This window comes from Streptomyces pseudoechinosporeus, from assembly GCF_054783935.1.
In genome coordinates, this window is sequence record NZ_BAAGPS010000012.1 from 460847 (window position 1) to 473182 (window position 12336).

At 69.5% G+C, this 12336-nt stretch carries 10 protein-coding genes and 2 pseudogenes; 8 read left to right on the plus strand and 4 right to left on the minus strand.

Annotated features, from left to right (window positions below; genetic code table 11):
• Nucleotides 1-182 precede the first annotated feature (182 nt).
• Complete coding sequence (locus ACYVO6_RS19735; RefSeq protein ID WP_461062782.1) at nucleotides 183-1262, plus strand: NADH:flavin oxidoreductase/NADH oxidase; 1080 nt, start codon at nucleotides 183-185, stop codon at nucleotides 1260-1262.
• A 79-nt stretch (nucleotides 1263-1341) separates the two neighbouring features.
• On the opposite strand, the gene ACYVO6_RS19740 is transcribed toward ACYVO6_RS19735, so the two are convergent.
• Nucleotides 1342-1920 (minus strand): Rv1733c family protein, encoded by a 579-nt coding sequence (locus ACYVO6_RS19740; RefSeq protein ID WP_461062784.1) that lies wholly within the window; start codon nucleotides 1918-1920, stop codon nucleotides 1342-1344.
• A gap of 211 nt (nucleotides 1921-2131) precedes the next feature.
• Here ACYVO6_RS19740 and ACYVO6_RS19745 point away from each other — a divergent pair, with 211 nt between their 5' ends.
• The gene (locus ACYVO6_RS19745) at nucleotides 2132-3217 is read left to right on the plus strand and encodes a WD40/YVTN/BNR-like repeat-containing protein (RefSeq protein ID WP_461062786.1); all 1086 of its coding nucleotides are present in this window, start codon (nucleotides 2132-2134) and stop codon (nucleotides 3215-3217) included.
• A 147-nt stretch (nucleotides 3218-3364) separates the two neighbouring features.
• A pseudogene (locus ACYVO6_RS19750) lies at nucleotides 3365-3592 on the plus strand (uracil-DNA glycosylase); the annotation flags it as partial.
• Between the two features lie 840 nt (nucleotides 3593-4432).
• Here ACYVO6_RS19750 and ACYVO6_RS19755 read toward each other — a convergent pair.
• Entirely contained in the window at nucleotides 4433-6358 is a 1926-nt protein-coding gene (locus ACYVO6_RS19755; protein WP_461062788.1) for a CocE/NonD family hydrolase, read from the minus strand.
• A gap of 262 nt (nucleotides 6359-6620) precedes the next feature.
• On the opposite strand from ACYVO6_RS19755, the gene ACYVO6_RS19760 reads away from it, so the two are divergent.
• Both ACYVO6_RS19760 and ACYVO6_RS19765 read left to right on the plus strand, forming a co-directional pair.
• A complete protein-coding gene (locus ACYVO6_RS19760) occupies nucleotides 6621-8195 on the plus strand; it encodes an AbgT family transporter (protein WP_461062790.1) in 1575 nt (524 codons plus the stop codon).
• Between the two features lie 22 nt (nucleotides 8196-8217).
• Complete coding sequence (locus tag ACYVO6_RS19765; RefSeq protein WP_461062792.1) at nucleotides 8218-9309, plus strand: ArsR/SmtB family transcription factor; 1092 nt, start codon at nucleotides 8218-8220, stop codon at nucleotides 9307-9309.
• A gap of 99 nt (nucleotides 9310-9408) precedes the next feature.
• On the opposite strand, the gene ACYVO6_RS19770 is transcribed toward ACYVO6_RS19765, so the two are convergent.
• Nucleotides 9409-9714, minus strand: coding sequence for a DUF2637 domain-containing protein (locus tag ACYVO6_RS19770; RefSeq protein ID WP_461062999.1), 306 nt, complete (start codon nucleotides 9712-9714; stop codon nucleotides 9409-9411).
• 1001 nt (nucleotides 9715-10715) lie between these two features.
• Here ACYVO6_RS19770 and ACYVO6_RS19775 point away from each other — a divergent pair.
• On the plus strand, nucleotides 10716-10946 hold the full coding sequence (locus ACYVO6_RS19775) for a hypothetical protein (protein WP_461062794.1): 231 nt from the start codon (nucleotides 10716-10718) through the stop codon (nucleotides 10944-10946).
• A gap of 145 nt (nucleotides 10947-11091) precedes the next feature.
• Here ACYVO6_RS19775 and ACYVO6_RS19780 read toward each other — a convergent pair whose 3' ends face one another.
• The gene (locus ACYVO6_RS19780) at nucleotides 11092-11298 is read right to left on the minus strand and encodes a hypothetical protein (RefSeq protein WP_461062796.1); all 207 of its coding nucleotides are present in this window, start codon (nucleotides 11296-11298) and stop codon (nucleotides 11092-11094) included.
• 49 nt (nucleotides 11299-11347) lie between these two features.
• On the opposite strand from ACYVO6_RS19780, the pseudogene ACYVO6_RS19785 reads away from it, so the two are divergent.
• Both ACYVO6_RS19785 and ACYVO6_RS19790 read left to right on the plus strand, forming a co-directional pair.
• A pseudogene (locus ACYVO6_RS19785) lies at nucleotides 11348-11548 on the plus strand (DNA-binding protein); the annotation flags it as partial.
• 293 nt (nucleotides 11549-11841) lie between these two features.
• Nucleotides 11842-12258, plus strand: a complete 417-nt coding sequence (locus ACYVO6_RS19790) for a nuclear transport factor 2 family protein (RefSeq protein ID WP_461062798.1) — start codon at nucleotides 11842-11844, stop codon at nucleotides 12256-12258.
• Nucleotides 12259-12336 lie beyond the last annotated feature (78 nt).

Sequence of the window (12336 nt, forward strand, 5' to 3'; positions counted from 1 at the left end):
GCAGCTCCAGTCCTTGTACTCGGGCCTTCTGGTCCGGAGGTTCTGGCGGACTCCGAAGTCTCCGGGGACTCCATCGCTCCGGAGGATTTCATTGTACGAGACCTCTCGTAGTTTGACATCTCCCGTACTACGATGCCTATCGTACGAGTCGAAACCCGGCCCCGTAACGAATGGAGTCCGCCGTGAGCGCGCTCTTCGAGCCCTACACCCTGCGCGATCTGACCATCCCGAACCGGGTCTGGATGCCCCCGATGTGCCAGTACTCGGCAGCGCCCGAGGGCCCGGATATGGGCGCCCCGAACGACTGGCACTTCGCCCATTACGCGGCGCGCGCCACCGGCGGCACGGGCCTGATCGTCGTCGAGGCCACGGCCGTCAGCGCCGAGGGCCGGATCTCGCCGTACGACCTCGGCATCTGGAACGGCACGCAGACCGAGGCCTTCCGCCGGATCACCCGCTTCCTCAAGGGACAGGGCACCGTTCCGGCCGTGCAGCTCGCGCACGCCGGCCGCAAGGCCTCAACCGATCGTCCCTGGAAGGGCGGCGCTCCCGTCGGTCCCGACGCCCACGGCTGGCAGCCGCTCGGACCCAGCCCGCTCGCCTTCGACGCGAACCACCCGGTGCCGGCCGAGCTCACGGTCGAGGGGATCCGGGAGGTCGTCGGCCAGTTCGCCGACGCCGCGCGTCGCGCCCTCGCCGCCGGCTTCGAGATCGTCGAAATCCACGGTGCGCACGGCTACTTGATCGGTGAGTTCCTCTCCCCGCACTCCAACCGGCGCACGGACGCGTACGGCGGCTCGTACGAGAACCGCACGCGCCTCGCCCTTGAAGTCGTCGACGCTGTACGAGCCGTATGGCCGGACGACAAGCCCCTGTTCTTCCGTATCTCGGCCACCGACTGGCTGGAGGAGAACGGCTGGACGGCCGACGACACGGTCCGCTTCGCCGACGAACTGACCACCCATGGCGTCGATCTGCTCGACGTCTCCAGCGGCGGTAACGCCTCCGGTGTCCGCATCCCCGTCGGCCCGGGCTATCAGGTCCCCTTCGCGGCCCGGGTGAAGAGCGAGACGTCCATGCCCGTCGCAGCCGTCGGCCTCATCACCGATGCCGAACAGGCCGAGAAGATCCTCGCCAACGGTGAGGCGGATGCCGTGCTGCTGGGCCGGGAGCTGCTGCGCAACCCTTCATGGGCCCGGCATGCGGCGCGCGAACTCGGGGGCGAGGTGCACGTACCGGATCAGTACCACCGGTCCGTCTGACCACCGGGCGCAGGGCTCCGGGCGGCACGACCATCGGCCGTACGGCTCCGGGCGGCACCGAGTCGGCTCGGCCCGCCCCTCAGCCCGTCTTCCACCCCCACTGAGGGCCGAACCGCTCCCACTCCGCGTCCCACTGCTCCATGCGCTGCCGCTCCAGACGCCTGCGCAACAGCCGCCCGCCGCCGAGGGGCACGGCGGCGGCGCTCGCCCCCACCAGCACCCCGGACAGACCGGCCCGCAGTCCTGCCTGGGACGCGCTGGCGGGCTTGGTGACGAGGCGGCCGTCGCGGTCCGTCCACACGACGACCGGGGTACCGGCCGTGCTGCCGGGCTCGACACGGGCCTGGCCGGTGTGCGGCGAACCGTCCGCCGCGGTCCAGCGCACCTCGGCCCACACCCGTTCGTGGCTGGCCGCGGACGTGCTCGCAACGGGCGTGTTCTTACTGGTCAGCGCGAGGACGGGATGCCACTCGGCACGCTGCTTGGCCAGGCTGCTCTCGACCGCGTGTGCCGTCGCCAGTCCGGCGAGCAGCCCGGTGACCAGCATCAGGGTCCAGGTGGCGAGCAGGAGCCAGGACTCCAGTTCGTCGCTGCGGCGCCGCAGCGGGTTCCGCCGCCATCGCCACAGCCACACCCTCGGACCACGGAATGCCGCCATCGAACGCCCCAATCTCCTCACCGACGCACCAGTCCCCGCCCTCCCATACGCGAGCGATCGCCCCGGTGCTCACAGGGAGACGGACCCCACATCGCCATCGGACGCCGAAATGGGCTCTGACCTGCTCAGATGCCGCGTCCAGGGGTGATTGTCAGTGCCCGGGTGCAGACTGACCCATGTCTGCTGACAACGACGTCCGGAGGTGGTCGGCATGGCCGACGTACTGCTCACCGTAGGCACGCGGAAAGGCCTGTTCATCGGGCGACGGCGCGGCGGCGCCTGGGAGTTCGACGACAGTCCGTACTTCAACGCGCAGGCCGTCTACTCGGTCGCCATCGACACCCGCGGTGATGTGCCACGGCTCCTCGTCGGCGGGGACAGCGCGCACTGGGGCCCGTCCGTGTTCCACTCCGACGACCTGGGCCGCACCTGGACCGAACCGGCCAAGCCCGCGGTCAAGTTCCCCCAGGACACTGGTGCTTCGCTGGAGCGGGTGTGGCAACTGCACCCGGCGGCGGCCGAGCCGGACGTGGTGTACGCGGGCACGGAACCAGCCGCGTTGTACCGCTCCGAGGACCGCGGCGAGACCTTCGAACTCGTCCGGCCCCTGTGGGAGCACCCGACGCGCTCGCAGTGGGTGCCCGGCGGCGGCGGAGAGGGCCTGCACACGGTCATCACGGACGAGCGCGATCCGAGCGCGGTGACGGTCGCCGTCTCCACGGCCGGTGTCTTCCGTACGAAGGACGGCGGCGAAAGCTGGGCGCCCTCCAACTCCGGTGTCTCCGCGGTGTTCCTGCCCGATCCGAACCCGGAGTTCGGCCAGTGCGTGCACAAGATCGCACAGGACGCGGCGACCCCGGACCGGCTGTATCTGCAGAACCACTGGGGTGTCTACAGAAGCGACGACGCGGGCGCGCACTGGACGGACATCGGCGAGGGCCTGCCGTCCACGTTCGGCTTCGCCGCGGCCGCCCACCCGCACCGCGGGGACACGGCGTACCTGTTCCCGATCAACGCCGACGCGGACCGGATCCCGGCCGAGCGCCGATGCCGGGTCTTCCGCACGGCGGACGCGGGCAAGACCTGGGAGGCGCTCTCGGCGGGACTGCCGCAGGAGGACCACTACGGCACGGTGCTGCGCGACGCGATGTGCACGGACGGCGCAGACCCGGCGGGCGTGTACTTCGGCAACCGCAATGGAGAGGTGTTCGCATCGGCCGACGACGGGGACAGCTGGCGGCAGTTGGCGTCGCATCTGCCGGATGTGCTCTGCGTACGCGCGGCGGTGATCGATTGACTCCCAGCAGTCGTCAGTTCATGAGTCGTCGGGCATTGGGCATCGGGCGGACCCTCTGCGCCCCTCGCCGTCACCGGACGTATCACGTTCAGTCGTGCCACGACCACCGGTTGATCGCCCATGCCCGCACGGCAGTAGGGTGACGCCGTGGCACCACGACCCTTGCATGAAATCGTCGAACCGGGCTGGGCCAAGGCCCTGGAACCCGTGGCCGGACGGATCGCCGAGATGGGTGACTTCCTGCGCGCGGAGATCGCCGCGGGACGTACCTATCTCCCGGCCGGACCGAATGTGCTCCGCGCCTTCCAGCAGCCCTTCGACGACGTCCGGGTCCTCATCGTCGGCCAGGATCCGTATCCGACACCGGGACATGCGGAAATCGGATGTCGGATACGGGTCGGGAGTCTTCTTCTTCGACTCGCCCGGACGCCTGGGGCCCGCAGGACCGACCATCTTCCGAGCACTCACCAGCCGTGACAGCGATTGATGATCGGGGCCTCCAGCAGCTCGGAGAACTCCCGCCAAACAACACCGCCAGCGCAAGCCTGCGGAGCCGTGTGCGCAGATTCGAATCCTGCCGGGGCACCAGTCACACTCTGTATTTTCGCAGGTCAGGGCCAGCAATGATCCTACCTGCGAGACTACCTATGGTTCATACGCAATCGGCCACGCAGGACGATCAGACGCGTCCACAGCATGCCCTCACACGTCATTGCCGCAGGTGGGAGGCGCCACCACGGTGGTCTGAGCCGCGCTGGGCGACTGTCGCAGGTTCGAACCATAGGGGGACTTCCAATAGCAAACACTTCAGTCACATTGTGTAGTACGACGTTGTCAGAGGGCGTACTACGAGCTTGCGTCAGGCTTTTGGGGAGACGAGAACTCTGATCGCGGCATAGTGAAGCCGCCGGGCTCGGGCTCGGTGAGGATGTTGCGGCTGACGGGACAAGCTGCGCAGGCTCGTCCCGGGCGACGGGGACCTGAGAGGCATGACCGAGATCCCGACGCTCGCCCGGTGGTTTCCGAGATTGCGTGCTGCCGCGTCGCACCCGGCGGGGCAGCCGTGGCGTACGCCCGGTCGTCCAGGTCTGCGGTGAGGGAGGCGGTGCGGCGCCCGCCCCGCGCACTGGCGGTCAGCCGGCGACCGCCTGGTACAGGCTGAAGGCCGCCAGCGCCGCCAGCGCCACGGCGGCCAGGCCGTGCCCGCCTGTCCGGCTACGCGAGCGCGTCCGCTCCTCCTTCCAGCCACACTTGCAGGTGGGAGGGGTGCTCGGCATCCATGTGCACGGTGTTCACGGCTATGGCGGTGCGGCGGGCGGCGGCCTCCGGTTCGCCGGTGTTGGTGTTGACGTCGAAGCGGGGGAAGTTGCTGGAGGAGATGTCAAGCCGGATGCGGTGGCCGGCGGCGAAGCGGTTTGCCGTGTCGGGGGCGGTGACCTCGATCTCGTACACCTCGCCCGGAATGAGCAACTCCGGCTTCTCGTAGGAGCGGTGGAAGCGGCAGCGGACGATGCCGTCGGTGAGGTTCATGGCGAAGCCGTGCGGATAGTTGGCGTTGGGCGGATGGACGTCGATCAGCTTGATGGTGAAGTCGGTGTCCGGGGCCGTGGTGGAGATGTGGAGCCTTGCCGACACCGGGCCGGCCAGCACCACGTCCCGCTCGAGTGGCGGTGTGGTCAGGCTGATCACGTCGGGGCGGGAGTCCAGCGGCAGGTACGGCTCGCGCGCCCCGTACACCCGGGCGTCCGGGGCGTTCTGGTCGTAGGCCCCGCCGGTCATCACTGGTTCGCCCGAGGTGACTTGGCCTCCCATGGTGGGGACCGGGTGGCGCGGATCGAAGTCGTAGGTCACCGACGCGACGGCTGCGGTGGGCGGGGCGAGGGTGAGGGCACCGTCGGTGGTGAGGTAGAGGGCGACGGCGGCCGTCGACGCCGGCGGCCACCGGGTGTCTGTGCGCCATGCGCCGCCGTGCCGCATCCGCCCTGCCGCATTCCGTCGGCCGTCGCCGCCGCCCATCAGGAAGTACTGGACGGCGGGGAGGTCTCCGTCCTCCGGATTCCCTTCGTGATTCTCCTCGTCCTCCCGGCCCAGCGCCCGGTCGAACCAGCGGCGGCGGAACTCCAGGTACGACGGGGCGAGGTTGCCGTCCAGGGTCGCCCGTGGACCGAAGTCCACGTCTCCGGCGTACGTCTCGCAGCGGTGTCCGTGCGTCCACGGGCCCATGACCAGGTAGGAGGGTGCCGACTTCAGCTCCCGCAGGGCGGTGAAGTTCTCGATGGTGGAGCGGACGTAGGGGTCGTACCAGCTGCCCATGTGCAGGCTCGGCGCGTCCGGGAAGCGTTCGTAGAAGCCTCGCCCGTAGAGCGCCGAGTTGCGGTAGTAGTCCCCGAAGGTGTCCTGTCGCCACTGCTCCAGCAGGAAGTCCTCGTACGCCGACAGGTGCCGCAGCGGCGTGCAGCCCGGTCGCCACGGCATCGCACCGAACCAGCCCGTCAGGTCCACTCGCCGCAGTTCCTCGGCCAGGACCGGATCCGCCGCCGCCTCGGGGCTCTGCACCGCATGCTGCAGTGCCCAGGTCACCTGCTTCAACTCGAAGGCCCCGCCCATCCGCATCCCCGCGTCGTACGCGGAGGAGAAACCGCCCGAGTCCTGGAACATGGCGGCCAGCCCGGTCGCCCCTTCGGCGGCTGCGGCTGCCTGGACGTGGGCGGAGTAGGACACCCCGGTCATCACGACCCTGCCGTCGCACCACGGCTGGTTCCGGAGCCAGGCGATCGTGTCCGCCCCGTCCGGGCCCTCGCCGAGGTACTTCACGAACGTCCCCTCGGAGTCGCCGCGGCCCCGGCAGTCCTGCCGTACGACGTGGTAGCGGGCTTCGGTGAAGTGCCGGGCGATGTCCTCGGGCCGCGGGAGCGGCGCGTCGCTGCGGTCCTGGTCCGAACCGCGCTGCGCGCGCCGGCCGTACGGGGTGCGCTCGAGGAGCACGGGAAGCGCGGTCGCCTCCGGTTCGGGTGAGGTGGAGTACAGGTCGGCGGCGAGGCGGATGCCGTCCCGCATGGGGATGCGAAGGGTACGGCGCCACAGGGCACCGCCCTGGAGGGGTTCGGGCCGGCAGCTGTGGGGGGTGTCGTACGAGGTCACTCCCGTGACGCTAAGCAACAGCCCGGATCATGGCGATCACTTGACGTCATCAGGTCAACTGTTCCGCCGGACGGTGACGGGACCGGATGCGGGTCTTACTGTCGGCGCAACCCGGGAACGCCCCGCTCCCCATCGCGACGGATCGTGATCGTGCGCGGCTCTGGGTCCCGTTTCGTAACTCTCGCGGCGCGGCCGCGCCATGCCCTCGTTTCCACTTTCCCCCGTCTCCCCCGTTCTCTCCCAGTCCTCACAGGAGGCCGCCATGAGCACACCCGACAGCCGCACCGAGGAGGTGCAGGCCACCGAGCCCGGCGAGGGGGGCCGTGGCTCCCGGCTCCTCGACCTGGTCGAGCGCGCGGGAAACGCGCTGCCGCATCCGTTCTGGCTGTTCTGGATCCTGTGCGGGGTCGTCGCCCTCGTCAGTTGGGCGCTGAACGCCTCCGGGCTGCGGGTGGAGGACCCCTCCTCGGGTGACCAGGTCGGCGTACGCAGCGCCGTGTCGGCGGACGCCGTACGGGACCTGGTCACCGGCGCCGAGGAGTCCTTCGTCACCTTCGGCCCGCTCGGCACCGTGCTGATGGTGATGCTCGGCGTCGCGGTCGCCGAGCGGTCGGGGCTCTTCGAAGCACTGGCCCGCCGCATGCTGTCGGGCCTGTCTCCGCGCACGGTCGTCCTGGGCGTGGCTCTGGGCGGTGTGCTGGGGAAGTTCCTGTCCGACTCCGCGTACGTGGTGCTCATCCCGCTCGGGGCGGTGGCCTTCCGCGCCGTGGGCCGCTCGCCGATGCTCGGCATGATCGTCGCGTTCGTCTCCATCAATGCCGCGGGTGACGCCAACCCGCTGATCGCCCCGGGTGACGCGCTGTTCGCCTCCGTGGCCACCGAGGCCGCGCAGCTCGTCGACAAGGACGCGGTGGTCCGCGCGACGGACAACATGTACTTCACCACGGTCTCGGCTTTCGTGCTGGCCGGCACCATCGCCCTGGTCGTGGACAAGATCCTCGCCAAGCGCGAGCACCACCTGACCCCGGACGCGGACCTGGAGGCCGCCGCGGCACAGCGGGTCGTCGCCGCGGAGGTCGACGACGCGACCGAGCTGCGTGCCCTGAAGCTGACCGGGCTGGCCGTGCTCGGCTACGCCGCGCTGATCGTGCTCGCGATGCTGCCCGCCTCGTCGCCGCTCCGCGGTGAGGGGGGCGCCATCGTGGAGTCCACCTTCATGAACGCCATCGCCGTCTTCCTCACCGTCTTCTTCCTGCTGATCGGCGCCGTGTACGGGCGGCTCACCGGGCGGATCAGGGGGAGCCGCGCGATTCCGGAGTTCATGGCGGAGGGAGTGCGCTCCATCGCGCCGCTGCTGGTGCTCTTCTTCGCCGTGTCGCAGTTCCTCGCCCTGTTCAAGTGGACCAACATCGCCACGGTCGTCGCGGTCGAAGGCGCGGACTTCCTACGGGAGTTGGGCGCGCCCACACTGGCGCTGTTCTCCCTGCTGATCGTCGCGGTCGCGCTGATGAACCTCCTCATCACCTCCGGCTCCGCCCTGTGGACGCTGGTCGCCCCGGCACTGGTGCCGATGCTGATGCTGCTCGGCACCAGCCCGGCCACCACCATGGCGCTCTACCGCATCGCCGACTCCTGTACGAACTCCATCACCCCGATGAGCACCTCGTTCATGCTCTGTGTCGGCTACCTGCAGACCCTCCGCCGCAAGGCCGGCATCGGCACCCTGGTCTCCTTCACCCTGCCTGTCGCCATGATCATGCTGGTGGTCTGGGTGCTGCTGTTCTTCGCCTGGTACCTGCTGGGCATCCCGCTCGGCCCGGGCGCGCCCGTACGGTGAACCCCCGCCGTACGCTGACGGCGTGAGCATCGTCCTCGACCTCGGAGGGCTCGGCCCCGCGGACCTCGCGGCCGGGCCCTCCGCGCTGTCGGAACTGATGGCGAGCCTGCACGTGCTCGCCGAACCCGAGCACCACCCGGAGGCCGCCGGCTGGGCGGCCCGCGCCGCCGCGGCCGGACCCGAGCTGCACGACGAGTTGACCGTGTTCGCTCCTCTGTGGGCCCGCTACCGCTGCCGCCTGTTCTTTCCCCGTGCGCTGCCGCTCGCGGCGAGCCTTCACGAGGAGCTGGCGGCGATCGCGGCGCTGTCGGCCCAGGACTTCCTCGAACTGGTGGCGCCCGGGGTCCTCGGCACCAACGCGCAGCCGGTGCCGCCGGCCCGCGAGCTGCGTGCCGGCACCGCCGCCGCGGAGGACTACGCACGCCGCTGCCTGCGCCGCTCCTACGCCCGCGGTGAGCTGGCGCGACAGCTGGTGGCAGCACCGCTGGAGCTGCGGGACCGGCTGCTGGCGGTGCTGCGGGCCGCCGACACCGCGTTCTTCGCCGAGGACTGGCGCACCCTGCGGCCGGCCCTGGAGGAGCACGCCCGGGAGGTACGTCGCCGGCTGGCGGCCCGGTCGCCCACAGAGGTGCTCACCGAGCTGCTGCCGACCGCGGACCGGGTCGGGCCGGGGGAACGGATACGGCTGGACAAGCTGCAGATCGACGAGGTGAAGGTGGCCCCGCGCCCCCTCGTCCTCGTCCCGTCCGCCCGGGTGTGGCCACATCTGACGGTCAAGAACGAGCACCCGTCGTGCGTGGTGGTGCAGTACGCGGCGCGCGGCACCGCCCCGGCCGGACAGCTGACCCTGCGGGATCTGCACCACCGGCTGATGGCGCTGACCTCGCCCGCCCGGATGGAGCTGTGCCGCCATCTGCTGGGCGAGCCCATCACCACCTCGGAACTCGCCGCCCGACTCGGCTCCAGCGAACCACAGGTCTCCCGCGCCCTGCGCACCCTGCGCGACGCGGGCCTGGTGCGCTCCGCCCGAGACGGCAAGCTGGTGCGGCACCGGCTCGCCACGGACGTCGTCCAGCGGCTGGGCCACGATGTCCTCGCCACCGTGGCACGGTGAACCGACGAGGGAAGCTCGGGGCTGCAGAAGGCCCCCCGGCCCCAAGAAATTCCACACCGTACTGGGCACCGGCCTCTTCGATCTGTACGGCCTGGAGCCCTACGTCACCGAGGCCATCCACACGGCGTATCGTGCCCGGCGGCCACCACCCCCGGACGGCTTCAGCAGACCGACCGTCGCCAGCAGCAACCCGTCAACCGACAGCGGCCACAACGACGCGCTCACCTCATCCGCACCTCCCTGCAGGGCGAAATCCCGCTGATGGACGTACGAGGCATACGCCGCGATCCCCGCGACCACCAGCGCACAGCCACATCGCAGCCAGGTGTCAAGATCAGGCGACTCGCCCCTGACCGTCCGGCGCGGACCTTCGCTCGGGACAGACCCCACGTCCGAGTCGCCCATCACACCGACCCATCCCACGCCGCAGGACGGAACCGCCCCTCCACCACCAGCCGCCCCACAAGAAACCGCTGGTCAGCCCTGCAACCATCTGCGTGTGGCCCCGCCGGGGGCACTCCGGGAAAAGCTCCTGACCTGCAGAAATACAGGTCGGGGGTTTTTGCGTGCATGCCAAAACACACACGGTCTTTTGGCACCGTTTCCGATGCCACCGCAGGCGCTCTCAGTCTCCTGCGCGGCCTCAGGTGATCCTGGTGACTGACTACGCCCCCTGCTCCTGCGGATCACGCGCGTACCCGATCACTAGGAGCTGGGACACCAGGTCGGCTCGGCTCAGCAGCAGTTCCACCACCTCGCCCACGACGCTTACACGTTCCGCAGCGGACTGCAGGCTCCCGACGGCCGCATCCCCGCGCCTCTGCGAGCACTCTGGGATGCCGTCTGACTCCTCATCACGTATAGCCATCCCACATGCCTTCTCGCAGAACAGATGCTCATAGCTACCGCCAACCGGGGTCTCGCGATGTCCAGCGCGCTCGAATGGGAGGTTGCCGTCTTTCCCTGGGACACCTGGTGTCAGCAGGGAAGACAGCTGACCCTTCGTGAGGGTTGTGCCGCCACGCGGAAAGAACACCCGCGGCAGGTGCGGTCACGGATTTGTGGTCGGCGTCTCCGTATCGGGTGGCTGGTGCCTTGACGGCGCCGTCCGCTGCCTGCCTGTCACCCGCTTGGCCATCCAGCATCGCCGGCCTGTCGGCGGCAACCCTGAGGACGACAAAAGAGGGCGCGAGAGTTTGCCGGGCACGCCCACGCACGCCAGCGGGTCACCGGCCTATGCCCCCTGCTGACGAGGAGAACCGACCAGCCCAGCAGCCCCCTACCACCGTTCTGTACAAGCGCGCCGCTCCTGTCGGCCCGGCCCGTCTCCAGAGACCGGGATTCTTGTTCTGGTTGATCGGCTGTCCGATCCCCGCGCCGACGGCCCGGTGGGAGGGAACAAACGGTTGGGCGACAAGATCAAGGCCAGGATTCTGCTTCTGATCGGCGACGAGGCGGAGTTGACGACCGAGCACCGCGGACCCGACGATCCGGAGCGCGTTCCGGTGGCCCGGCTCGTCGCAGAAACGGGCATCCCGCGCGCACGGCTGGCTGGCGCCGACCTGGCAGCAGTGATCAGTGACGTGGGCCAGCTGGAGCGCTTCGAGCGCGCAGACGATATCGACGGCGGACGCTGAGCCCCTCCCCCGGACTGCCACTTCGCACTCACGGAATGTCCGGTTTCCCGGCCCGTCGCCGCCACTGCCCCCGGCGAGCTGCGTCAGCTTGCAGAGGCTGCCTGCTGCCCCGCCCGTCGCGAAGGCCCAGGTGCTCCGACCGCCGTCATAGCAGAACAAGGGCCTCGGAACGCGTTATCCATAGAATCGCGAGATCCTGTGGATAACCAGGCTCGGTGGGAACCGACGCCGATGCGGGGCAGGTGTGCGACAGGTCGAACAGGTCCAGCTCGCCGCCTGTCACCTCGGCGACGGCGGAGGTGAGTTCGGCGCCGGGCCAGGAGCGACCGGGCACAAGGAGAAGATCAGCCATAGGGCGACGGCCTCCCTCGCTGCCTGGAACCCGGGCGCCGCCACCCGTCATGGCCAAGGTCGTGCTGCGCGACCGCGCGGTCACCGCCTGGCTCGCTCTGGCCCGCGCCGATGATTTACGGGTGATCACGTCTGCGGCCACCCTGGTGGAGGTGGTCCACCCGCGGATCAGTCGCCCGGCGCTGGAGTGGACCCTTTCCCGCCTCGTCGTTGAACCGGTTACCGAGCCGATCGCCGGGTGCGCCGCCGCAGGTGGCCGTCAGGGCCTGGCCGGACGCGGCCGGTACCGTCTGCGTCGGAGGGTCGAAGAGACAGAGCCGTGGCCTCTGGGCTCTCCATGAACAGCGCCGAATGTCTCCGGCGGCCGAGGAGGCGGACTCTGGGCGTCCCGCCCATGAACCATGGGAACGAAGATGTGGTTCGCGTGTTTGTGCAGGAGGTCGCCGATCCGCTCCACGAGATCGGCCTGCCACTGGGGTAGTGCCCAGCGGGTGTTGCCTTGGCCGTGCTCGCCAGGCCGGCTTGACACGGTTACGGTCGGGATGTGGATGAAAGACCGAATTCGAGCCCTCAGTCACCATGCGAAGATGCAGCAGACGCTCGATTCGTCGGCCTCGTGAAGGACTGGGCTGATGCGCTCGTCGCCAATGACCCCGTGCGTGTCGCCGGCTTCATGGCCGACGAGTGGGTGATCGTCTCCCCGTCGGGGATCGCCTCGAAGGAGCAGTTCCTTTCCCTCGTTGAGTCCGGGGAACTGACCCACTCGGCGATGGACCTCATGACTCAACTCAGGGTTCGCGTCTACGGCGATACGGCCGTTCTCACCGGGCGGGTGACGAACACCGCCCACTACCAGGGCAAGCGCTACGACGCGGACGAGTGGACGACTGACGTGTTCGTGAAACGAGACGGTCGCTGGCTGTGCGTTCTGAGCCACATCACAGCTGCGGTCCCGAGCTGAGCTACCGGCGGCAACGGCGCAGGGCATCCGCACGAGCAGCCCGTCCTGCAGATGGATCCGCTGATGCCGAGCAAGGCT